General features: G+C 70.1%; 27 protein-coding genes and 1 tRNA gene. 4 read left to right on the top strand and 24 right to left on the bottom strand.

All coding sequences use genetic code 11. The features are described 5' to 3' along the window. The first annotated feature begins 29 nt into the window (after positions 1–29). The gene (locus ACMGFG_RS06085; protein WP_436929453.1) at positions 30–485 is read left to right on the top strand and encodes a pyridoxamine 5'-phosphate oxidase family protein; all 456 of its coding nucleotides are present in this window, start codon (positions 30–32) and stop codon (positions 483–485) included. 21 nt (positions 486–506) lie between these two features. On the opposite strand, the gene ACMGFG_RS06080 is transcribed toward ACMGFG_RS06085, so the two are convergent. The 11 genes from ACMGFG_RS06080 to ACMGFG_RS06030 all read right to left on the bottom strand — a co-directional run bounded on the left by ACMGFG_RS06080 (position 507) and on the right by ACMGFG_RS06030 (position 7,718). Further along, on the bottom strand, positions 507–1,085 hold the full coding sequence (locus ACMGFG_RS06080) for a VIT1/CCC1 transporter family protein (protein ID WP_436929452.1): 579 nt from the start codon (positions 1,083–1,085) through the stop codon (positions 507–509). Between the two features lie 2 nt (positions 1,086–1,087). Beyond that, positions 1,088–1,378, bottom strand: coding sequence for a DUF211 domain-containing protein (locus tag ACMGFG_RS06075; protein WP_436929451.1), 291 nt, complete (start codon positions 1,376–1,378; stop codon positions 1,088–1,090). 90 nt (positions 1,379–1,468) lie between these two features. Then, entirely contained in the window at positions 1,469–2,545 is a 1,077-nt protein-coding gene (locus ACMGFG_RS06070; RefSeq protein ID WP_436929450.1) for a lysylphosphatidylglycerol synthase domain-containing protein, read from the bottom strand. Between the two features lie 390 nt (positions 2,546–2,935). After that, positions 2,936–3,274, bottom strand: coding sequence for a hypothetical protein (locus ACMGFG_RS06065; protein ID WP_436929449.1), 339 nt, complete (start codon positions 3,272–3,274; stop codon positions 2,936–2,938). Then, the gene (locus tag ACMGFG_RS06060) at positions 3,271–3,621 is read right to left on the bottom strand and encodes a helix-turn-helix domain-containing protein (RefSeq protein WP_436929448.1); all 351 of its coding nucleotides are present in this window, start codon (positions 3,619–3,621) and stop codon (positions 3,271–3,273) included. Before ACMGFG_RS06060 ends, ACMGFG_RS06065 begins: the two co-directional genes overlap by 4 nt. Before the next feature lie 328 nt (positions 3,622–3,949). Next, a complete protein-coding gene (locus tag ACMGFG_RS06055) occupies positions 3,950–5,191 on the bottom strand; it encodes an aminotransferase class V-fold PLP-dependent enzyme (RefSeq protein ID WP_436929447.1) in 1,242 nt (413 codons plus the stop codon). A gap of 91 nt (positions 5,192–5,282) precedes the next feature. Then, the gene (locus ACMGFG_RS06050) at positions 5,283–5,612 is read right to left on the bottom strand and encodes a hypothetical protein (RefSeq protein WP_436929446.1); all 330 of its coding nucleotides are present in this window, start codon (positions 5,610–5,612) and stop codon (positions 5,283–5,285) included. A 67-nt stretch (positions 5,613–5,679) separates the two neighbouring features. After that, a complete protein-coding gene (locus tag ACMGFG_RS06045; RefSeq protein ID WP_436929445.1) occupies positions 5,680–5,970 on the bottom strand; it encodes a DUF424 domain-containing protein in 291 nt (96 codons plus the stop codon). Continuing rightward, positions 5,971–6,699: a tetratricopeptide repeat protein gene (locus ACMGFG_RS06040; protein ID WP_436929444.1), complete on the bottom strand. Its 729-nt coding sequence runs from the start codon at positions 6,697–6,699 to the stop codon at positions 5,971–5,973. Positions 6,700–6,747: 48 nt separating this feature from the next. Beyond that, positions 6,748–7,089, bottom strand: a complete 342-nt coding sequence (locus ACMGFG_RS06035) for a hypothetical protein (RefSeq protein WP_436929443.1) — start codon at positions 7,087–7,089, stop codon at positions 6,748–6,750. Between the two features lie 83 nt (positions 7,090–7,172). Beyond that, positions 7,173–7,718 (bottom strand): CDP-2,3-bis-(O-geranylgeranyl)-sn-glycerol synthase, encoded by a 546-nt coding sequence (locus tag ACMGFG_RS06030; RefSeq protein WP_436929442.1) that lies wholly within the window; start codon positions 7,716–7,718, stop codon positions 7,173–7,175. A 158-nt stretch (positions 7,719–7,876) separates the two neighbouring features. On the opposite strand from ACMGFG_RS06030, the gene ACMGFG_RS06025 reads away from it, so the two are divergent. Further along, positions 7,877–8,779 carry a proline dehydrogenase family protein gene (locus ACMGFG_RS06025; RefSeq protein ID WP_436929441.1) on the top strand — a complete coding sequence of 301 codons (903 nt, stop codon included), beginning with the start codon at positions 7,877–7,879 and terminating at the stop codon, positions 8,777–8,779. 95 nt (positions 8,780–8,874) lie between these two features. Then, a complete protein-coding gene (locus tag ACMGFG_RS06020; RefSeq protein ID WP_436929440.1) occupies positions 8,875–9,513 on the top strand; it encodes a DUF502 domain-containing protein in 639 nt (212 codons plus the stop codon). Between the two features lie 138 nt (positions 9,514–9,651). Here ACMGFG_RS06020 and ACMGFG_RS06015 read toward each other — a convergent pair whose 3' ends face one another. Continuing rightward, positions 9,652–10,206, bottom strand: a complete 555-nt coding sequence (locus ACMGFG_RS06015; protein ID WP_135366344.1) for a CBS domain-containing protein — start codon at positions 10,204–10,206, stop codon at positions 9,652–9,654. Positions 10,207–10,411: 205 nt separating this feature from the next. On the opposite strand from ACMGFG_RS06015, the gene ACMGFG_RS06010 reads away from it, so the two are divergent. Further along, a complete protein-coding gene (locus ACMGFG_RS06010; protein ID WP_436929537.1) occupies positions 10,412–11,557 on the top strand; it encodes an RNA ligase in 1,146 nt (381 codons plus the stop codon). A 54-nt stretch (positions 11,558–11,611) separates the two neighbouring features. On the opposite strand, the gene ACMGFG_RS06005 is transcribed toward ACMGFG_RS06010, so the two are convergent. The 12 genes from ACMGFG_RS06005 to trmY all read right to left on the bottom strand — a co-directional run bounded on the left by ACMGFG_RS06005 (position 11,612) and on the right by trmY (position 22,079). Further along, the gene (locus ACMGFG_RS06005; RefSeq protein WP_436929439.1) at positions 11,612–11,785 is read right to left on the bottom strand and encodes a hypothetical protein; all 174 of its coding nucleotides are present in this window, start codon (positions 11,783–11,785) and stop codon (positions 11,612–11,614) included. A 79-nt stretch (positions 11,786–11,864) separates the two neighbouring features. Then, complete coding sequence (locus tag ACMGFG_RS06000) at positions 11,865–13,721, bottom strand: UvrD-helicase domain-containing protein (protein ID WP_436929438.1); 1,857 nt, start codon at positions 13,719–13,721, stop codon at positions 11,865–11,867. Positions 13,722–13,827: 106 nt separating this feature from the next. Continuing rightward, the gene (locus ACMGFG_RS05995; protein ID WP_436929437.1) at positions 13,828–14,127 is read right to left on the bottom strand and encodes a DUF7521 family protein; all 300 of its coding nucleotides are present in this window, start codon (positions 14,125–14,127) and stop codon (positions 13,828–13,830) included. 118 nt (positions 14,128–14,245) lie between these two features. Continuing rightward, entirely contained in the window at positions 14,246–14,596 is a 351-nt protein-coding gene (locus ACMGFG_RS05990) for a winged helix-turn-helix domain-containing protein (RefSeq protein WP_135366341.1), read from the bottom strand. A 722-nt stretch (positions 14,597–15,318) separates the two neighbouring features. Then, positions 15,319–16,467: a 7,8-didemethyl-8-hydroxy-5-deazariboflavin synthase subunit CofG gene (gene cofG, locus ACMGFG_RS05985; RefSeq protein WP_436929436.1), complete on the bottom strand. Its 1,149-nt coding sequence runs from the start codon at positions 16,465–16,467 to the stop codon at positions 15,319–15,321. Positions 16,468–16,789: 322 nt separating this feature from the next. Next, positions 16,790–17,431 (bottom strand): 2-phospho-L-lactate guanylyltransferase, encoded by a 642-nt coding sequence (gene cofC, locus ACMGFG_RS05980; RefSeq protein WP_436929435.1) that lies wholly within the window; start codon positions 17,429–17,431, stop codon positions 16,790–16,792. After that, positions 17,432–18,211: a hypothetical protein gene (locus ACMGFG_RS05975; RefSeq protein ID WP_436929434.1), complete on the bottom strand. Its 780-nt coding sequence runs from the start codon at positions 18,209–18,211 to the stop codon at positions 17,432–17,434. Then, the gene (locus ACMGFG_RS05970) at positions 18,180–19,364 is read right to left on the bottom strand and encodes a tubulin/FtsZ family protein (RefSeq protein WP_436929433.1); all 1,185 of its coding nucleotides are present in this window, start codon (positions 19,362–19,364) and stop codon (positions 18,180–18,182) included. The genes ACMGFG_RS05975 and ACMGFG_RS05970 overlap by 32 nt, the downstream gene beginning before the upstream one ends. A 440-nt stretch (positions 19,365–19,804) precedes the next feature. Then, entirely contained in the window at positions 19,805–20,761 is a 957-nt protein-coding gene (locus ACMGFG_RS05965; RefSeq protein ID WP_436929432.1) for a complex I NDUFA9 subunit family protein, read from the bottom strand. A 133-nt stretch (positions 20,762–20,894) separates the two neighbouring features. Continuing rightward, positions 20,895–21,200, bottom strand: coding sequence for a putative quinol monooxygenase (locus ACMGFG_RS05960; protein ID WP_436929431.1), 306 nt, complete (start codon positions 21,198–21,200; stop codon positions 20,895–20,897). A gap of 109 nt (positions 21,201–21,309) precedes the next feature. Further along, positions 21,310–21,382: transfer RNA gene (locus tag ACMGFG_RS05955), tRNA-Pro, on the bottom strand. A 100-nt stretch (positions 21,383–21,482) separates the two neighbouring features. Continuing rightward, entirely contained in the window at positions 21,483–22,079 is a 597-nt protein-coding gene (gene trmY, locus ACMGFG_RS05950) for a tRNA (pseudouridine(54)-N(1))-methyltransferase TrmY (RefSeq protein ID WP_436929430.1), read from the bottom strand. Positions 22,080–22,141 lie beyond the last annotated feature (62 nt).

Genomic DNA, 22,141 nt, shown 5'->3' with positions numbered 1-22,141 from the left:
TTATTAGCGCGACGCGCGTACCGCGGTACATGAGCGACGCCGAGGAGATCGAGATGGGGGCGGAAGCGGTCGACCGGTTCCTGGGGAACGGGGGGACGGGGGTCCTCTCGCTGTCGACGCCCGGGGACGAACCGCCGGACGCCGTTCCGGTGTCCTACGGCTACGACGCCGAAGACCGGGTGTTCTACTTCCGGATCTCCGTCGGTCACGCCGACGAGCCCGGCGAGCTGGCCGGCAGACCTGTGACGTTCGTCGCCTACGGTACCGGAGGCGAGGAGGAACGGTGGTGCAGCGCCATCGCCCGCGGGCGGCTACAGAACGTCGATGAGGCCGGGATCGCGACGGAGACGCTCGCCGAGATGGAGCGGATCGACATCCCGCTGGTCGACGTGTTCGAGGAGCCGCTGCGGATGGTGTCGTTCGATTTCTTCCGGCTCGACCCGGACGAGTTCACCGGCCGACGGGAGTCGCTCGTCAACGACTGACGAAACCCGGGTACCCCGCCGCTACCCCGGCAGGAAGACGTTGATGACGGCCACGACCAGCCCCGCCAGGCCCATCCGGGCGGCGGCGACGTACCACCGCTGGCCTGAGATCGAGCCCATGTAGGCGCCGAACGCGCCGAGGACGCCGACGCCGAGCGCGACCGAGACCAGCGCCGCCTCGACCATCGAGAGGGCGGTCCCCTCGAAGGCGAACGGGAGGAGGGTGATCAGGATGCCGATGAGCGGGCCGAGGCCGCTGGCGGCCGCGTGGACGACGCGGGCGCTGCTCTGTTCGTGCTGGATGCGCGTGTCGTCCAGGTCGGTGAGCATCGCCCGCTCGACGCGGCGGACCGCCGCACGCGTCTCGGCGCGCTCGATCTCCCAGACGCTCCAGACCGCCGAGGTCCCCAGGCCGACGGCCGCGCCGGCGCCGATCTTGATGACGGTCGCGCCGTCGGGCACGCCCGAGAGGACAGCGCCGACGACGACGCCGATGGCCGTGAGCGTCCCGTCGAACCCGTTCGAGACGAAATAGCGGCGGGCGATCGAGAGCACGGCCTCCTTGCCCAGCAGGCGGCGGGCGCGGTCGAGCGCGGACACGGTCAGCCGTCCTGGGGCGTCGGGCGGTCCTCGACGACGTAGTCGCCGCAGGCCACCTCGTCGACGGAGTGGATCGACCCGCTCAGCTCCTGGACGGCGGCCTCGACGGCGTCGTAGTCGAGGTCCGCACCCTCCAGCGTGACCTTGACGTTCTGGACCTCCTGGTCGAGTTCGACCAGCGACGTGCTCGCCCCCTCGACGGAGTCGAGTTCGCTCAGGTGCTCGGTAAAGGCGAGCAGCGGCGGGTCGTGCGGTTTCAACACGTCGACGACGAGTCGGCGGACGGGTGCCATGGTGGGCCGTCGGGCCGCGACGCACAAAAAGGCGAGTCGCCACTGGTCCCCGGGACGATCGCCACCGGCGCAGGTGTCGACGTGCCGGCATCAGTCGCCGGGGCCGGAATCGCGCTCGCGGAACCACCCGAGCGACGCCATCGCGGCGACGACGGCGCCGCCGGCGACCAGCGCGGGGCCGGAGGTGGCGACGCGGTAGACGAGGACGGCCGCGCCGGCGACCGGCGCGACGGCGCTCGTGCCGGCGGCGAGCAGGCCGACCAGCGCGGCGTCGACGCCGCTGCCGCCCGGGGCCGGGACGACCGCCGCCGCGACGGCGGCGGGGATCACGGCCAGCAGGACGCCGACCGACACCGACTCGCCGACCGCGCGGAAGGAGAGCCACAGCGCGACGACGGTCAGCGCGTGGGCGACCGCCAGCAGCCCGACCAGCGTCGCGATCTGGCGGGGCGAGCCCCCGCGCAACCGCGCGAGTGCGGCCCCGAAGCGGTCCGCCCGGTCGGCGATGGCCGCCCGGTTCGGTGGCGAGACCCGTGGGACGACCCGGAGCGCGGCGGCGAGTCGCGCGGCCACTGGGACGAGAGCGTCGGTCGCGCGGTCGCGGACCCGCCAGAGGGCGACCGCGCCGGTCCCGGCCAGCGCGACGAAGCCGACCCCGACCGCCGCCAGTGCGGTCACGTCACTGCTTCCGGTGCCGGCGGTCGCCAGCAGGTAGCCGACGCCGACGACGCCGAACGCGCCGACGAGGGCGTTGGTGAGCGCGCTGACGGCGACGACCGCGGCGACGCCGTCCTCGTAGTCGGCGTCGGAGGTGCGCGCGACGAGCAGGCCGTTGACCGGCGCGCCGCCGGCCTGGCCGCCCGGGGCGACCGTGCTGACGACCGTCGTCGCGACGTACGCGCCGAGCACCCGACCCACCGGCGCGTCGTGGCCGAGGATCCCCAGCAGGACGCGCAGCGCGAGGCCCCTGGCGACCAGCACCCCGACCGCGACGGCCGCGACGAGCGCGACCGTCCGCCCGTCCGCCCCGGCGAGGGCCGTCCCGACCGCGTCGGGGCCGACGAGCGCGACCGCCCCGGCGACCGCCGCCAGCGTCGCGACCAGCGCGAGCGCTCTGCGTCCCAGCCGTCGGGTCGGGAGCCGCGACCGGTTGGTCGCCGAGCTCACGGTATCACCCGCCGCCGACGCCGGTCGTTCCCGCCGCTACCCGCTCGTCTCCGTGCCAGAACCTGTCCGTTATCGTGCCCGTACATGTCGAATCGCCGTCCCGCGTACCCGTCGAGATCGTACCCGCGTTTGGGGTCACACGGACATAACTGTGACGCGAGCTGCGACCGCCGACGTTCTGTACAGGTGGTGTAGGTATCACGCCAGCATCCGCCGAGCGACCGTCGGGAGCGAGGCGGTTCACCGGACGCAAGCGAGCGGAGCGAGCGCGTCGTCCGGCCTTTTTCCCCACGTTTTTGCAGCGGAGGATTCCCGCAGCGCGCCCCTGGCGCGCGAGGAACTCTCCGCTGGAAAAAGTGGGTATGCCTAATGAACAGAACACGCCCTCAGTCACGCCCGGACGTACAGCGACCCCAGGAGGGCGGCGACGCCGGCGAGCCGGATGAGTTCCTCGGCGAGGAACGCCCACCACAGCGTCGCCGCCGTCAGCGGCCGGTCGCCGCCGACGGGGCCAGTCAGCGGCGTGCCGTTCAGCAGCGCACCGACGGCCGTCTCGAACGCCGGCGGCGCGACCAGCACGAGGAAGAGGCCGACCGCCAGCAGGGCCATCGGGCGGCTGTCGTGCTGGCGGTAGGCGACGGCGGCCTTGCCGACGACGACGAGCGTCCCGACGACGACCAGCCCCTGGACCAGCGAGGTGGCCATCGCGAGCGTCCCGGCGGCCGTCATCGGAGATCACTCCAGAGGGCGTGGAGCCGCGCGGCGGTCTCGTCGCGGTCGCGGTGGCTCACCGCGAGTTCGAAGCCCTCGCCGGTCAACTCGACCCCCAGCCGTTCGAGGCGGGCGCGGTACTCGGCGTAGTGGTTGCCCCGGTCGTCGGTGCGGGTCGCCTCCGAGAGGAACCCCGCGGCTGTCAGGTCGTCGATGCGGTCGTAGACGGTGGAGGGCGCGGCGTCGAGCGCCTCCGCGAGCGCGTCGGCTGTCATGGGTTCGTTCCGTGTGGCGATGAGGATCGCCCGGGCGTACTCGTCGCCCAGCAGCGCGAGCGTCTCCTCCGGCGGCGGCGCATCGCTCACACCTGCCCCTTTCCCGTCCGATGTTATAAGCGTCCCTCGCGGTTCGCGAGGCGCGAACTGCGTAGATGAAACCGGCGCCGGGGGCGCCGAATGCTACCACAGACCGCTACGCGAACAGTTCCCGCGCCGCGTCCAGCGCCTCGACCAGCTTGTCGACCTCCGCCTCCGTGTTGTGAGACCACCTTTTTTTCGTCGGGTGTCCTCGCTCGCTACGCTCGCTGCGGGCACCACTCCTCGAAAAAGATGGGGCAAAAAGGCGCGGCTCGCTCACTCCGTTCACTCGCCGCGAAGAATCGGCGCCGGCGGCGCCGAATGCTACCACAGACCGCTACGCGAACAGCTCTCGGGCGGCGTCGAGCGCCTCGACCAGCTTGTCGACCTCTTCCTCCGTGTTGTAGATGTAGAAACTCGCGCGGGTCGACGAGGAGATGCCGAGCTTGTCGTGCAGCGGCTGGGTGCAGTGGTCGCCCGCCCGCACCGCGACGGCGAAGTCGTTGAGGATCTCGGAGGCGTCGTGGGCGTGGACCCCGTCGAGGTTGAACGAGACCAGCGCCGCGCGGTCGTCGCCCGGCGGGCCCAGGATGTCGATGTCCTCGAACTCCGAGAGGCGGTCGTAGGCATACTCCGCCAGCGCCTCGCCGTGCCGTTGCACGTTCGCCATCCCGATGTCGTCGAGGTAGTCACAGGCCTCCGCGAGCGCGATGCCCTGGGCGATGACGGGCGTCCCGGCCTCGAACTTCCAGGGGAGTTCGTGCCACGTCGAGTCCTCGAAGGTGACCTTCTCGATCATCATCCCGCCGTAGAGGTACGGCTGCATCTCCTCAAGCAGGTGCTCCTTGCCGTAGAGGACGCCGATCCCGGTCGGACCGCACATCTTGTGACCCGAGAAGGCGAAAAAGTCGGCGTCCATCGCCTTCACGTCGACCGGCATGTGCGGGACCGACTGGGCGCCGTCGACGAAACAGAGGGCGTCGTGGTCGTGAGCCACGTCCGCGATCTCCGAGACGGGGTTGATCGTCCCGAGCGTGTTCGAGACGTGGACGGCGCTGACCATCTCCGTGTCCTCGGTGACCAGTTCCCGGAGGTGGTCCATGTCGAGGTACCCCTCCTCGTCGACGCGGGCGTACTTCACCGTCGCGCCGGTCTTCTTGGCGATCTGCTGCCAGGTGACGAGGGCGGCGTGGTGCTCCATCTCCGTCATGACCACCTCGTCGCCCGGGCCGAGTTCCGCGAGGCCCCACGCGTAGGCGACGGTGTTCATCGCCTCGGTGGTGTTCTTCCCGAAGACGACCTCCTTCCGGCCGTCGGCGCCGATAAAGTCGGCGACGCGGTCGTGGGCCTCCTCGTAGGCGACGGAGGCCTCCTGGCTCAGCTGGTGGAGCCCGCGGTGGACGTTGGCGTTGGTGTGGCGGTAGTAGTGGGCGATAGCGTCGACGACCTGGTCGGGCGTCTGGCTGGTCGCCGCGTTGTCGAGATACGCCAACTGCTCCCCCGCGAACTCCCGGTCGAGGATCGGAAAGTCCTCGCGGATGCGCTCGACGTCGAGCGACTCCGGTTCTGACAGTCCCATTACTCGCTACGAGGTGCTGGACGGGCAACATTCCTTCGGTTTCCCCAAAACTCAGTTCGCGCTCGGCGAACACCTCGGATGACCGCCGGCTTCAGACCCACCGTCCGACCGGCAGAACGCCCCTGAGTCCCTCGAAGACGGCACCGAGGCCGAACAGGAAGACGACGACGCCGAGACCGGACATCGCGGGCGAGGTCGCGCCGAGGACGGCCGTCACCCCGGAGGAGAGGAGGACGACGCCGACTCCGAGCAACAGGAGCGTGCCGACGACGCCGAGGATCGCGTCCTCGACGGCGTCGTGGACGATCTCGTAGAGTCGCTCCTCGTCGATGTCGGCGGCCGAGCCACCGTCCGAAACTACCGTACCGGACCCGCCGTCGGGGTCCGCGGAGTCGCCGCTTCCGCCGTCGCGGTCGCTCATACCGCCGTCGACTCGCCGCGATGACAGAAACGTTCCGGTCGGCCGGGGTGCCCCGACCGGGCCGCGCTCACATCCAGAGAAGTTGCGCGTGGCGCGTGCCGTCGAGGTCGAGGACGTTCTCCTCGTCGACGAAGCCGTGTTCGACGGCGAGGGCGACGCTCTCCTCGCCGACGAGGTTGGCGGTCGTACAGCGCCGGAGGCTGTCGACGACCTCCGCCTCGGAGGCCTCCTCGCCGTCGTAGAACTCGGGTTCGACGGTCAGCGAGACGGCGCCGTTCCCGTAGGTCTCGCCCAGGTCCTCGGGGTCGCAGACCGAGACGAGCAGCCCCTCGTCGGTGTCGCGCTCGTTGAGCAGCATCTACTCCAGCATCTCCGCCTCGGCGTCCTGGCGGAGTTCGTCGGCCTCGTCGGCCAGTTCCTCGGCGCGCTCGTCCTCGCCGAGTTCTTCCAGCGCGCGGGCCTTCTCCTCCAGGATCTCGGCGTTGCGGAAGCCCAGTCGGATGGCGTTGTCGAAGGCGTTGCGGGCGTCCTCGGCGAGGCCCCGCTCCAGCAGGAAGAAGCCGCGGTTGTACCAGCCCTCGCCGAAGCGGGGGTCGATCTCGACGGCGCGCTCGGCGTGTTCCAGCGCCTGCTCGGTGCGGCCCGACTCCCACAGCGCGTAGGCGAGGTTCGTCTCGGCGGTGGCGGCGTGCTCGGAGTCGTCGTCGATGGACAGCGCCTCGCGGTAGGCGCCGATGGCGGCGTCCCACTCCTCCAGTTCGGCGTGGGCGACGCCCTTGTTGGTCCAGGCCTCCTGCTCGACCCGCTCGTCGTCGGCGAAGCGGGCGGTCCGCTCGAGCGCGTCGGTGGCCTGCTCGTAGCGGTTGATGCCGAGGTAGCTCAGGCCCACGTCCAGCAGCTCCTCCGCGTCGACCTCGTCGGCGGCGAGGTTGCGGTCGTCGAGCAGGTCCGCGACCGCCCGCGAGTCGACGGGGTCGACCTTGTCCGTGTCGACCTGTAGCTCGGGCGGGTCGATGTCGAACCCCTCGTAGGGGTCGTCGAAGCCCTGCCCGGAGGAGAACTCGTGGTCGTCCCTCTCGTCAGTCATACCCCGGGGTACGCGAGCCGAGCGGTTAAGGGCTACGTCACCGACCCGTCAGCCGCCCGCGTCCGACCGAACTGCGGACCCCTCCCCGCGCCCGTCGTCGCGTCCGTCGCTATCGGCCTCGTCCCCGTCGTCCGCGTCGGCCTCGGTTCTGTCCCCGTCCTGCCCGTCGTCGGCCTCGCCGTCCCCGGTTTCGGACGAGCCCTCCTCCAGGTCGATCACGCTCGCGAAGAGGTAGAACCCGGCCGCGGTCGCCAGCAGCGCGCCCCAGTCGCTCGACCCGGGTGTGACGACCGCGAGGTGGACGCCGACTGCGACCACGAGGAGGGCCGTACACCGGCGGATCGTCCGCTGGAGGGCGGCGATGTCCGCCGCGCTCGCCGCGTCGTCCATACGCGCCGACGCGACCCGCGAGCGACTAAAGCTGACGGTCCCACCGGCGTGAACGGCCCCGGCGTGCCTGCGGTCGCAGGGGCCTACCAGGGTTCGTCCTTGGCGCCGATGAGGTAGGCGATGCCGTTGGTGACGACGTGCAACAGCGGGGTGACGACCAGCACCGTCACGAGCACCGGCGGGGTGAACGTCGCGGTCACCCACCCGAAGTCGAGGACGGCCGCCAGCGCGAGCGCGCCGACGACGAAGTCCAGCTGGTCGACGCCGGGGAACGGAGCGCCGCGCTCGCGGCCGCTCCGGCGCTTGATAAAGGAGGCGCCGATGTCGCCGACCATCGCGCCCAGCGCCAGGCCGACGGCGGCCGCCAGCGGGAACTCGACCGCGGGGACGCCCAGCAGGTCCGCGATGGCGCCCGACCCGGCGTTCAGCGCGAGCGCGAGCGCGACGCCGGCGGCGGTGCCGGCGGCGGTCCCGCGCCAGGTCTTGCCGTCGCCGAGGACGCGCCGGCCGCCCCAGGTGCGACCGCCGTCGATGGGCCGGCCGCCGCCGGCCAGCACCGCCGCGTTGTTCGGCACGTACGCGGGCAACATCGCCCACAGCGCCGTCGCGACCACCGTGACCAGGTCCATACCGACGCCGACAGCCCGGCGCTTCTTAAGTCGCCGTGGTTCGCGTCGGCGCTCCCCGCCCGCGTCCGGGTGGCCCTCGCCCGCATCTGCTGCTCTTTCCCCTCGACGCCCGACGCGACGCCGGTACCCATTTCACACCGGCGGCAATACTTACCAGTATGCTTCCGCCGATAGCCAGTCGCTTCGTCGCCGGCGAGACGGCGCCGGCGGCGCTGGAACACGCCCGCGAGACCAACGAGCGCGGGGTCGGGGTGATCCTCAACCTGCTCGGCGAACACTACCACGAACGGGAACCGGCCGACGCGGACGCCGCGGCCTACTGCGAGCTGGTCGACGACATCGCGGGGACGGACCTGCGGGCCCGCATCTCGGTGAAACCCTCCCAGCTCGGCCTCGACGTGGGCGAGGACGTGTTCCGGGAGAACCTCGCCCGGGTCGTCGAGCGGGCGGACGAACGCGGGGTATTCGTGTGGCTGGACATGGAGGACCACACGACCACCGACGCGACGCTCGACGCATTCGAACACCACGCCCGCGAAACCGGCGGGACTGACGGGCGGGAGGGACCGCCGAACGAGCGAGCGGGGAGCGAAGCGACCCGCGAAACCGACGGGGGCGTCGGCGTCTGCGTCCAGGCGAACCTCAGACGTACGCGCGAGGACCTCGAACGGCTGGCCGACCTGCCGGGGAAGGTCCGGCTGGTCAAGGGCGCCTACGACCCGCCGGAGGCGGTGGCCTACCGGGAGAAGTCGCGGGTCAACGAGGCCTACCGGGACTGCCTCGAATACATGTTCGAGGCGTTCGACGACGGGGTGGCCGTGGGGAGCCACGACCCCGAGATGGTCGCGCTGGCCGAGCGGTTGCACGACGAGCACGGGACCCCCTACGAGGTGCAGATGCTGATGGGCGTCCGCGAGGACGCCCAGTACGACCTGGCCGACGACCGGGAGGTGTGGCAGTACGCCCCCTACGGCTCGAAGTGGCTCTCCTACTTCTACCGGCGGGTGCTCGAACGGAAGGAGAACCTCGCGTTCGCGCTGCGGGCCGTCGTGGGCGGGTGACCGGGTCCGCTCGTGGCGGGTCCTCGCCGGGAACCGTTCCTGTTCGCGTCCTGAAGGAACACGCTTACTACGGTTCGGCGGCCAGATACCTGCAGATGAGTTCGGCATCGTGGAAGCGCGACTTCGCCAGCGGCCTCGTGATCCTCGTGCCGTTGCTGGTGACCGCCTACATCATCGTCTGGATCTACTCCGCGCTGGCGGCGGTGCCGCTGCCCGTCCAGGACCAGACCGTCGAGCTGCTCGGCGAGGTGTACAACGTCAGCGCCCCGCTACGGGTCGCGCTGACGCTGGTCATCTTCGTCCTCGTGGTGTTCTCGCTGGGCTACCTGATGCGGACCGCCTTTGGCGACTTCATCGAGGACGGGATCGACCGCGTGATGAACCAGCTCCCCGGGCTCCGGGTCGTCTACAACGCCTCGAAGATGGCCGTCGAGACGGTCGTCTCCGGCGCGGACGAACTGCAGGAACCCGTGAAGATCGAGACCTGGCAGGGCATGCGGATGACCGCGTTCAAGACCGGACAGACGACCGAGGACGGCCGCGACGTGCTCTTTCTCCCGACCGCGCCGAACATCACCACCGGCTACGTCGTCGAGGTCGAGCCCGACTCCTACGAGGAGACCGACGAACGCGTCGAAGAGGCGCTGACGCGGGTTCTCAGCGCCGGGTTCGGCGAAGCGGAGAACACGTCGATCCCGGTGGACGTCGCCGCGGACGACGCGGACGGCGAGTGACACCGGCGGCTGCGAACGTGGACGCGGACCCGGAGACGGTGGATGGCGTCGCGGCAGCGACGGCGGATAGTGCCATGGTTACGACGGCGGATGGGACTGCGATAGCGACGGAGTGACGGACAGGCGGGAGCGGTCGTCTCAGCTGATGTGGGCGGCGATGTCGGCTTCGGTGATGATCCCGATGGTTTCGCCGTCCTCGACGACGAGGACGGCGTCGTTGTGGTTGAGGTAGTCGTTGATCTCGTCGATGGTCGCGCCCGGCTCGACGGTCGCGATGGACTCCCGTTTGAGTTCGTCGACGGGGTAGTCGCCGACGTTGTCGGCCTCGGAGTCGCCCGAGCGCTGGCGGATGTCCGAGTGACTGATCAGCCCCAGCGGCGTCCCGTCGCGGATGACCGGGGCCTGCGAGAACCCGTGTTCGTCCATCAGCTCCTGGGTCTCGTGGACGGAGTCGTCCGGCTCGACGCTCACGATCGGCGAGTTCATCAGGTCCTCCGCGCGCAGGATGGCGCCCTCGGCCTCCTGCAGCGCGTTGACGATCCGCCGCAGCGTCGACAGCCGCGGGTCCACGTCCCCGCCCTCGATGCGCGCGATCAGCGGCTGCGATACGTCCGCCCTGTCGGCCAGGTCGCTCTGGGTCAACCCCAGCTCGTTCCGCCGCTCCCGCAGGTCCGCCGGCGTCGGTAAATCCATGTCACCGGATAACCATGGGTAATATAAAAAACCTCCGCCGACGTGCGCCCGGAGTTCGGGGCGATACGCCGCTGACCAGTCGGTTTCGGTCGGGCCGCGGTGGACGGTCCCGCGCCGCTCGCTGCGGCGTCGAGCACCCGTCGGCCGTTCCCGCCGGGTGGGGCCCGCCGCGGAGTCTAAACGCGTGGCGCTCGAACGACAGGGCATGGGCCGAGACTGGGGCGCGGTCTTCGGCGTCGCCGACGAAGCGGACCTGTTCGAGCACTTCGAGCGCGGGGCCTACCGGGGCCGCGAGTACCGCTACCTCCCCGACGCCCGTCACGGCGTCGAGCGCGGCACGGCCGTCCTCGGGGACGCGGTCGTCCGCGGGTTCCCCTCGATCCCGCGGGTGCTCGTGCTCGACCCCGGGATCCCCGAGTTCTTCGACGGCCCCGTCACCGTCGAGGAGAAACTCAACGGCTACAACGTCCGGGTCGCCGACGTGCGCGCCGACGAGTGGGGCGCTGGCGACCGCGACGACCCCGTCGGTCCACTCGCGTTCACCCGGAGCGGCCACGTCTGCCGGTACACGACCGAGGTCGTCCGCGAGGGGTGCGACCTCGACGCCTTCTTCGCCGACCACCCCGACCTCGTGGTCTGCGGCGAGCTCGTCGGCCCGGAGAACCCCTACACCGCCCACGACTACGACGGCGTGGACTCCGTCGCGTTCCGCGCCTTCGACCTCCGCGACCGGGAGACCGGCGACCCGATCCCCGTCGACGAGCGGCGGGCGCTCTGCGAGCGGTACGGCTTCGAGCAGGTCCGCTCGTTCGGCACGTACGAGCCCGACAGAGCCGTCGACGCCGTCGCCGATGCCATCGACGAACTCGACGAGCGGGGCCGCGAGGGGGTGGTCCTCGCGTCGGCCGACGGCGCGGACCGGCTCAAGTACACCACCTCCGCGATCCACCGCTCCGATCTGGAACACGCCTTCGCGCTCCCGTTCGACTACGGCCGTGATTTCGTCTTCTCGCGGGTGATCCGCGAGGTGTTCCAGGCGGTCGAGCGCGACGAGGACCCAGCGGAGACCCGCGAGCGCGCCCGGAAGCTCGGCGAGTCGATCCTCCTCCCGGCGGTCGAGACGGTGAAGGCGGTCGACCGCGGCGAGGTCGTCGGCGAGGACCACCGCGTCCGCGGCGACCCCGCCGTGCTCGACGCCCTGCTCGCGCAGTTCCGTGACCAGGGCCTCGACGTCCACGTCCGCGATGACCGCCGCGAGGGCGACGAGCGGGTCGTCGAGTTCGTCAAGCGCGCGGGCGCCACCGCCGACAAGACCGCTCACTACCTGGAGGGCGGCACTCTCGACGAGTGACGGGTACGTCCCGGGCGTGTTTGCCGTCGACTGCCCGGGAGCCGCGGCGACCGCTCACTCCGCGAGCGGCTCCAGTTCCGCCTCGTAACACGAGCGACAGACGTACCGGTCGAAGGTCTCCTCGTCCGGCGGGTTGACGAGCACGTGGACGCTGGCCCCGAACGGCACCGTCGCGCCGCAGACCGCACACTCCTCGGTCACGGTCGTTCGGTCGTGTGGATCGGTCACGCACCGCAAAGAAGCTATCGGGGACGGGAGTCCGAGGTCGAAGTAGCGGGTCCAGAGGGTGGAAACGGGACCGACTCGGTCAGTCGGCGGCGACGGCGTCGCCGAGTTCCTGCGCGTTGGCGAGCACGTCTTCGACGGAGTCGCCGGTCGGTTCGTTGTTCAGGAGCACGTCGATGGGCAGCGTGGGAGCGCCGTCGACGAGGTTTTCCATGATGACGAGCCGCTCGCGGGCGCGGGACATCCCGACGTAGAAGACCCGTCGTTCGTTGTCCGTGAGGGTGGGCACCGGCGAGGTGCGCTTGGTGAACTCCTCGTCGCCGGGGACCTCCCGGTCGGACTGGTCGACGGTCGCGGCCATCTGTTCGACGACCTTCTCCGTGAGGTCGGTGGCGACGAAGACGTGGTCGGCCTCGCGACCCTTCGCGCTGTGGATGGTGCCCAGGCGCACGCGGTCGGTCTCCATGCCCTCGTACTCGCCGGCGAAGTACGCCTCGACGGAGCGCTCCTGGAAGCTGGTGACCTTCCGGAGCATGTCCGCGGCGGCCCGCGGATCCGGGGCGAACGGCGCGTAGTCGCGGACGGTGTCGGGTTCGACCGACAGCTCTTCGAGGTCCTCCACGTCGGCGGCCTCCTCCATCGCGTCGAGCTCGTCGAACAGGTCGTCGCGCTCGCCGGACCCAAACGCCGAGTCGGCGAGCATGTCCGCGAGCCGGCGGGCCTGCAGGCCGGTGACGGGCTCGTCCTCGTCGAGCGCCTCGATAGCGCGGACGTACTGGGTGAGCCGGTCGGTCCACATCCGCTGGTCGGTCAGGCAGGTAAAGGGGATCCCCTCGCCGATGAACTCGTCGATAAACTGGAACATCTGGTAGCGCGCCCGGAAGAGGATCATCGCGGTGCCGTCCTCGTCCTCCTCGATCGTGGTGCGGACGTTGCGGACGAGGTCGATCATCGAGGGGTTCTGGACGCCCTCGACGCGACCGCCCTCCTTGCGCGGGTTGAGGTCCTTCTCCTGGCGCTTGTCGATGTGGCTGACCTCCCGGTTGACCACGTTCAGGATCCGGGAGGGGAGCCGGTAGGAGTTGGGGAGGATGTTGTCGTCGGTGACCTCCTCCTCGAGCAGCAGGTCGGGGTCGGCGCCCTGCCAGGCGTAGACGACCTGGTCGTCGTCACCGGCGATCAGCACCGTGTCCATGTGGGGACGCCACTCCTGGTACACGTCGTACTGCAGGGTGGTGATGTCCTGGAACTCGTCGATGACCAGGTAATCGACGTTCGGCAGCAGCGACCGCTGGGCGACCCGCTCCAGCATGTCGGCGAAGCCGACAACGTCGTTCTCGCCCTTGTACTGGCGCCAGGCGCGGATCGTCTCGGGGACGCTGATGCGGTCGTCGTCGCTCGGCCACGTCGGGGTGTACTTGTTGCCGGTCTGGGCGTTGTCGTCGATCTCCGGCGGGAGGCGGACGACCTCCTCGTCCCACTTGAAGGGCACGTCGTACCAGTCGGCCACGTCCCGACGGGTGCGCTGGAGCCACTGGCTCGTGGCGATGATCTTGTTGCCGATGGTCGTCGAGCGGGCGGTCCGCCGCCGGGACCCCTCGTACTCGTCCTCGTACTCGATGCCGTACTCCTCGCAGAAGTCCTCCTTGTCGGACTCGCCGACCACGTCCCCCCGCGAGAGGTCCAGCAGTTCGTAGGCCTTGGCGTGCATCGTACAGACGTTCCCCTTCAAGGCGCGCGGCGACTCGCCGAGTCGCTCCGCGAGGCGTTCGCGGATCTCCGCGGCGGCCGCCCGGGTGTACGACACCACCAGCACGTCCCGGAACTCCAGGTCGTCGTTCTCTTCGAGCAGGGTCTCGACCCTGTCGAGCAGTGCCGTCGTCTTCCCGCTCCCGGGACCACCAAACAGGCGCGTCACCTGGGTGGACGGTTCAGTCATTGGGCAACTAGTGGGGCCCGTGGGTCATAAACGGCGTGGCTTGGAGTCGTCACCGTCCGACCCGTCCTCGAAGCGGCCCGAGCGGCGCCCCGCCGTGGTCGGGTCCTCAGTCCCGGTACAGCGAGATGTACAGCATCGTGAACCCGATGATGAAGGGGATCGATTCGGTCATCCGGAGGAACAGCCGGACCGTCTCGGTCGCCTCGCGGACGCCGATCTGTGCGATGACGGTGCTGGCGACGCCCATGCTGATGAAGGCGAACCCCATGAAGGCGTACTGCAGCCGCTGGGACGGGCGCTGTCGGTACGCCTGGAAACTGATCAGCGTGATCCCGAGCGAGAGCCCGAACACCGCCATCCGCATCAGCGCCAGGACCCCCCGCATGACCGCGACGACTTCTACCATTCGTCGTCTGTCCGGCAGGACGCACCGACATATAATTTCGCCGGTCCCGCGCGCGGTCGGTCGAGCGACCGCTCACGTGGCGCCCCGTCAGGGTGGTGTCCCCGTCGCGTCGCCGCGCTCACTCTGGGTTGAGGTCGTCCCAGAGCTGGCTGAACCGGTCGGGGAGGTTCTCCTCGCGGTAGATGCGCACCTTGTACTCGTCGTCCTCCAGGGAGATGACCGTCGACTCGAAGTTCGACTCGTAGACCTTGTAGTGGTTGCCGTCGTCGGCCACCAGGGTCTGGTCCTTGACGAGGTCGTACTGGCTGAGCATCTCGATGCGGCGGTAGACCGTCGGTAGCGACAGGTCACACTCCTCGCTCAGGTCCTTCGCCGACCTGGGCTCGCGGCTGATCGCCGCCAGCACGCGTCGGGCGTGTTCGTCGCCGATGGTATCGAGGATCTCCTCGATTGCCCGTTCGTCGTCCACTACCAGTGTGATCTCTTGAGGTGTTACAAAGGCCTTTCGAGCGGGCGGCTCTTTCAGGCTCAGAAAACGCGCCTGCCCCATTATAGGAATCCCCTCACTACGGTGGAGTGCGGACCAAGTGCGAGCCCGGACGCCCCATCGCACCGTGCGCATCCGTGTGTGCCAGTGGTGGGGTGTGGGTTCGACCGACCCCCGGCGGGAGCCCGACTGCGCCGTCCGGCGCACGGTGCTCCCTCGGGGGCCGGCACGGGTCGTCCGGGCCCGCATGCGGTCCTCGCCGGCACGAGTGCGCTGCCGGAGGTCGTTCCCGGCGCTAACCCCCCCAACGCGTCTCCCCCGACGCAGCCAGGGAACGAACGGGTCTTCGGACCCGCCGGCTCTCCCCCTGCCGGCCTCCGTTGCCCGCCTTCCGGTGGACTTCCCCCCTACTTTCCCCCATTTTCCCCCTTCATACCGAACGGTCAGCGCCCCGAGTCGACGGCACGACCCGCAACCGGCACCGTCCGGTCTGTGTCGCGAGTCGAGCGGCTGGTTCCGGTCGTGCCGGTGTGGTGGAGACGGGCACGACAGCGGCCGCACCCGACTCGACCGTAGTCGACAGCAAACGCTGAAAACGCTCGGCGCGCTCGCTGTCGCTGTCGCCGGAAATCGACGATTTTCGGGATCAAGTGAGAGCACGCGCTCCCGCGTCCGCGCTCACACGTTCCGCGGACGCGGGACGGTCAGTCCGCCGCGCCGTCCGACAGCACCGCCCGGTAGCGCCGTCCCGGGTCGTCGTCTGCGTCGATGGCGTCGGCGACCCGCGCGGAGACCCAGCGGTCGGCCTCGGCCGGGGGGTCGGCCGGCTCGACTCCCGGCGACCGGAGCCGCGCGGGGAGGAATCGTTCGTAGACGGGGAGGCGCTCGGAGAGGGGGACGCCCGCGTAGTCGGCGATGTCTTCGAGTTCCCGGAGGGCGGGCCACTTGTAGTCGGGATTGACGTGGTCGTCGGTGACCGGGGAGACGCCGCCGAGGTCGTCGACGCCGCAATCCACTACGTCGCGGACGGGCGCGAGGTTGGGCGGCACCTGTACGGACACTTCCTCGGGCAACGCCGCGCGGGCCATCGCGACCGCGCGGCGAAGCGTCTCGACGCCCGGCGAGCCGTTCTGCCAGCGCTCGTTCTCGCGGACGGGCTGGACGATCACCTCCTGGACGTGGTCGTAGCGGTCGTGCAACTCGCGGATGGCCAGCAGGCTCTCGGCGCGGTCCGCCCAGTCCTCGCCGATGCCGACGAGGATGCCCGTCGTGAACGGGACGCCCAGTTCGCCCGCGGTGCGGATGGTGTTGAGTCGCTGCCCCGGGTTCTTGGCGCGGGGGCCGCCGTGGGCCTGCACGTCGGCGGTCGTCTCGAGCATCACGCCCATGCTGGCGTTCACGTCGGCGACGGTCGCCATCTGCTCGCGCGTCTGGTCGCCGGGGTTGGCGTGGGGTAACAGCCCCTCCTCGATGGCGATCTCGCAGACCTCCCGGAGGTAGGTGTGGATGGAGTCGTGGCCCCACTCGGCGAGCTGGTCGTGGACGGCGGTGTAGCGGTCGTCGGGGTCGTCGCCGAAGGTGAACAGGGCCTCCGTGCAGCCGGCGTCGGCGCCGCGCCGGACGACCTCGCGCACGTCCTCGGGCGACATGAGTTCGGCCTGGCCGGGCGGGTCGTAGTAGGTGCAGTAGGTGCAGGTGTACCGGCAGGCGGTCGTCAGCGGGACGAACACGTTGCGGGCGAAGGTGAGCTCGTCCGCGGCCGTCACGTCCGCCGGCGTGACCGACAGCAGGCGCTCGACCTCGTCGGGGTCGGGCTCGACGGCCACGTCGTACTCGTCGGCGCCGGGGATCACACTCGTCCGTCCACGTTCGACCGGCAAAGCGTTGACGCTCCCGGAGACGGGGGACGGGCGGCGAGCGGAGCGTAGCCGGGGGGAGAACGGTCGGAGCCAGCGGGGGTCGGGTCCGCCGAAGCGAACAATGGACGGCCGGCGGCGGACCCGGGACCGCCGGCCGCGGAACGGCCGACCGCGTCCCGGGTGGGGTGACTGGGAGCGGACCCGGCGACGCGGCCGCGGTGCCGACGCGGGACGCGGCCCGTCCGCACGGGGTCGACCCGTGCGTGTGGACCGTCGGCACACCAGGGCAAAACCGTTGTCCGAATTTCGTTCGGGATCAGTCCGAACTCCGTTCGACATCCACGCGGCCGTCGGCCGCGACGACCGAAAAGCCCGCCTCGCGCAGCCACGCCGCGGCCGCGCCCTCGCCGTGGAGCAGCACCTCGACGAGGTCGGCCGGCTCGTCCACGTCCGTCGCGAGCCGGTAGGAGTCGACGTGCGCGAGCGACAGGTCCGCCTCGGCGGCGATCGCGCGGTGGTCGCGGACCGACACGCCGTGGTAGTCGACGTGAAACGCCGGGTCCCGGGCGAGGAGGGCGTTCGTCCCGCCGCCGCGGCCGGGCGCGATCACCACGTCCGCGTCGGGTTCGAACAGCCGTTCGAGCGCGTCGGGCGTGGCGAGCGCCAGGTCGGCCATGACGACCGCGACCGGGTCGTCGCCGTCGCTCGCGGGCAGGCGGTCGTCGACGGCCTCGGTGAGCGGCCGGTCGTCGACGGCGACCGGCGCGTCTGCGTCGACGGGCGCCGTCGAGAGCACGAGCGGGTCGACCGGGACCCGTCGCTCGCGGTCGAGCGTCGAAAGAACGGAGAGGACGTCGTCCAGCATCGTCCGCGCGAACGCGGCCCGCTCGGCCTCGTCGAGGGTCGGCGCGAGGCGGGTCTTGGGCCGCTCGGGGGCGAACGGGACGACGACGCGCATCTACTGCAGCTTCGTCGGTTCGTCCTGGTTGGAGCGCCAGTAGTAGACGCCGCCGCCGATGATCCCCAGGACCACCAGCGCACCGACGGCCATCAGGATCATCCGGTTGCGCTGGGCGGACTGCTCGGCCTGCTCGGCCGCCTCGAGCGCGTCCTGCGCGTTGGACTCGGCGTTCCCGAAGTTCCCGCTCTCGTAGGCGGAGATCGCCTGGTCCAGGTCGTCCTGGCCGTTGTCAGCCCCCGAGGCGTTGATCGCCTCGGCGGCCTCGTCGATGGACTGGCGCGCGTCCTTGCTGGCGTTCGTGTAGTGGTGGACGGCGGTGGTGTTCAGGCCGCTCGTCGAGTTGCCCTGGACCGACTCGAGGTCGTAGAGCGTGTAGGTCTCGGCCGGTTCGTAGGTGTAGTTCTCGACGGCGGGGGTGTCGCCGGTGAGTTCGACGACCACGGTGTCGCCGTTGTTGGCCGCTTCGAGCGGGTGATCGAACGACTGGTCACCGTAGGTCTCCTGGCTCACCTGTTCGCCCTGCTGGCGGACCGTCACCGTCCAGCTGACGCTCTCCAGTTCGGTGCTGCCCTGGAGGGTCCACTCGTCGGGCATGTCGACGAACGGGTCCTCGACGGTGACCGTCGTCGACACCGTCTCGCCGACGCGCGTCTCCTCGGGGACCTCGCCGGGCTGGACCGAGATAGCCCCGGCTGTCCCGACGGCCGCGAGCGAGAGGGCGAGCAATGCGACCAGCGCGACGCTCTTAGAAGAGCGGATCCAGCTCATCTTCGTCATCTTCCACCAACTCCTCTAAGTTCTCTTCGCTTTGCTGCCGGATGTCGTCGATGTTGTCCTGGGCCTCGATGGCGACCTGCTGGAGCTCCTTGATCCGCGGGACGTTGTGGACGCCCGACAGCAGGATCGACGCGGCGACGTTGTTCTCCTGAACGGGGTAGTCGCCGCCGCGGACCTCCATGGAGCCGGTCTGCTCCTCGAGCCACTTGCGCCCGCGCTCGATGCCCTTCCGGTTGAGGTGGTCCGGCGGACCGCTCATCACGAGCAGCGCCCGCTCGGCGCCGTCGATCTCGCAGGGCAGGGTCAGCCGCCCCAGCGCCGCCTTCCGCACCAGCGACGTGATGCGGTTCGTGGTGTTGGCGGTGTCCATGCCGCTGTCGTCGAGGTCCTCGTCGTCGCCCTTGAACCGCGAGAGCAGGCCGCCCGAATCCTGCTCCTCGACGGTCTCGGCGGCGTACCCCACGGTGGAGACGCCCCCGCCGGAGAGCGTGTTGATGATCTCCGAGGAGTCGACGACGCTCTCGGCGACCTCGTCGCCGGCGCCGACCTCGCCGGCGCCGAAGAGGACGCCGAACCGTCGGACGATCTCGTCGTTGATCTGCTCGTAGCCGCCCTCCATCGACTCGCCGGACTTGCGCCAGGCGTCGTTGTCGAACACGAGCAGGTTGTCGACCTCGCGGACGAACGTCTGGAACGAGCGGGCGGCGTTGAGCGTGTAGATGCCCCCCTCGTCGCCGCCGGGGAGCACGCCAAGCCCGTACACCGGCTCGGTGTAGATGCGCTTGAGGTGCTTCGCCAGGACCGGCGAACCGCCCGACCCGGTCCCGCCACCGAGCCCGGCCACGATCATGAACGCGTCGATCTCGTGGACGGGGATGTTGTCGATGGCCCCCTGGATCTCGTCGATGTCTTCCTCGGCGATCTCCGCGCCGAGCTCGTTGTCGGCCCCGACGCCGTGACCCTTCACGCGCGCCTGACCGATCAGTACTCTGTTCTCCTCCGGGATCCGTTCTAGCCCGAGCAGGTCCGCTTTCGCTGTGTTGACCGCGACCGCGGAGCGGACGATCCCGCTCCCCGTCGCCTCGTCGTATTCGAGGAACTTGTCAACGATCTTGCCGCCGGCCTGCCCGAAGCCGATCATCGCCAGTTTCATAGCTGCCGTTACCGTTGAGAAAGAAACAGTCCCATCGCGGATATAAGCTTTTTGTCCGGGTATCGAACGTGAAAAAGTCACAGTAGTAACTGGTTTCCGGGGAACCGCACGACCGTGCCCGGATAGGCCGTTCCTTCTCCGCTGAAACGGGTGTCGAACGATAGCCAGGCACAGCCAGTGGTTGAAGTGCGAACACACCACGGACGGCCCCGGACGGCCGCCGGGAAAGCTACCCGTTCCGCCGCCGGGAAGGACGCCCGTACCGCCACGTAGGCCGCCGATACTCTCGCGGTGGTGGCTGACGCCGACGGTGACCGTGTGGTGGCGATCGAACGGTGACCGGGTGCGGCGACCGCCGGTGACCGGCGCGCGACCGCCCGGGCGTCGCCGAACGCCGGTCGGGGATCGACCGGAATCGACCGGGAACCTCGCCCGCAGGGTCACCCGCCGAGGCCGAGATACGAGCGGAACGTCGTCAGGTCGGACTCGGAGACGCCGAAGGCGTCCACGTCGTTGCGGTCGGTCGTGTTGTCCAGCCGCAGCGACCGGACCTGGTCTTTCCCCATCGGGAACCCGACGCTCCCGAGGACGGTGAGCCCGACGTTCGCCATCGCCATCGGCAGCGGGACGATGGAGACGGACTTGCCCTCCGAGTCGTAGACGAGTTCGGTCACCTCCCGGAGCGTCAGCACGTCCGGGCCGCCGATCTCGTAGGTCTCGCCGACGTGGTCGTCGTCCTCGACGGCGTCATCGGAACTCCCCGAGTTCCGATTGCTCGTCGGACTCGGTCCGACGGCGTCGGCCATCATCGGGACGAACTCGTCGACCCAGACCGGCTGGAACCGCGTCTGTTTCCCGCCGCCGGGCAGCGGGTACACCGGCAGGCCCGGCGCGAACCACGACTTCAGTTTCTTGGTGAACTCGACGAACTCCCCGCCCTCGCCGAAGATGATAGAGGGTCGGAAGATCACCCACTCGCGGTCGGAGTCGCGGACGAGTTCCTCGGCGCGGCCCTTCGCCCGCAGGTAGTGGGTCGGCCCGTCGGCGTCGGCGCCGAGCGCGCTCTGGTGGACGAACCGCTCGACGCCGTGTTCCTCCGCGGCCCGCAGGCAGTTCTCCGCCCCGCCGCGGTGGACGCGGTCGTGCATCTCGTCGCCCCCGTCGGGCTTGAACAGCGGCGACAGCGCCACGAGGTAGACGACCGCGTCCTTGCCCTCGAAGGCGCCCTCGATGCTGTCGTAGTCGGTCACGTCGCCCGCGTACGTGCTCGCGGCCGCCGGCAGCCCCTCGCCGTCGGGGCTCCGCGAGAGGACCGTCACGTCGTGGCCCCGCTCGACCAGTTCCTCGCTGAGGTGCGTCCCGACGAACCCGCTCCCGCCGACGACGAGTACGTTCATGTCAGAACGATTCGGGGCCAGCCCCCTAAACGTTCCCGCCCAACTGGTCGTGTACGGCGTCGGGGCGGCCGCTTCGGGACTCTATCCCGCGACTGCGGCCACGACGGGGCGGCGCCGTCCGGCGGGACGCCCCTCAGAGTTCCAGGTCCGTCGCCGACTCGACCTCGAACCGGCGGACCTCGGGTTCGCCGGCCAGCAGGTCCGGCAGGCGCTCCTCGAACGCCTGGAAGTGGTCGGTCCCGGTGTGGGCCTCGAAGGCGGCCTCGTCCTCGTACTGCTCGAAGAAGCGGATCACGTTCTCGTCCTGCAGGTCGACGGTCGCCCGGTAGTCGATCATGCCGGCCTCCTCGTTGGACCGCTCGACGAGGTCGTCGGCCAGTTTGAGCGCTTCGTCGCGGTGCTCGGGGTCGATCGGGAACGACGCGTGGAGTACGATCACTGTACGCCGGATCCCCGAGTGCCGGCGTGAAGTAGACGACGGAACCGGACAGTTTCGGGGGCGGGCCGCCCGGGAGAGCCGCCGCTCCGGGAGTAGTGCGGTGGAAAAGTGGGCCGGCACGAATTTGAATCGTGGTTACGGCCACCCGAAGGCCGAAGGATACCAAGCTACCCCACCGGCCCGTGCTGGTAGCACTTGTACGGAGACACCGGCCGTTTTTAACAGTTCCGAAGCGCGCTCACCCCGGGACGGCGGCCCGTCTCGAACCGACCGACGAGCGAGTCAGTACTCGGTGAAGCCGTCGGTGTCGAGGTAGTTGTGGGCGACGGTGATCGCGTGGTCGGCGTGGAGCCGCTCGGGCCCCAGCCGCACCCGGCGGTCGGCGGCGTCGGCCAGCAGGTCGGCCTCCCGGTCGGTGAAATCGCGGTGGTCCGAGAGCACGAACACGGGGTCGCTCGGCGGGTCGGCGGCGACGACGGAGTCGCCGTCCTCGTGGAGCTGGACGACGGTGCCGTCCCTGGCGACGGCGTCGAGGGTCGGCTCGAACCCCCGACGAGTGAGCGAGACACCCGGCGAGGTCTCGACGGGCTGGTGGCCGATGGCCTCCTCGCGCTCTTCCAGTGCACCGCGGACGAGCGCGGCCGTCGAGCGCTCGTCGGGGTTGAGCCGGCGCAACTCGCGGCCGTCGAAGGTGACGGTGAACTCGTCGGCCAGCACGAGGTGGACCCGGACGGCCGCGCGGATGTCGTGCGAGAGGAAAAAGGCCGAGGTGACGCAGCGACAGAGCACGTCGAGGCGGCCGGCGCCGCCGGCGATGTCGTCGAGCGAGAAGTCGGGGGTCGTCGGCGCGTCGTGGCCGAGGACGACGAACTGGCGCATGGGCGAGCCGAGGCGCGGTCGGGGTATACCTCCGTCGAAGTGCGCTCGGAGTCCTCCGTCGA

This window comes from Halosimplex halobium (assembly GCF_051414055.1).
Lineage (GTDB): Archaea > Halobacteriota > Halobacteria > Halobacteriales > Haloarculaceae > Halosimplex > Halosimplex halobium.
This window is presented reverse-complemented; position numbering and strand designations above follow the sequence as displayed.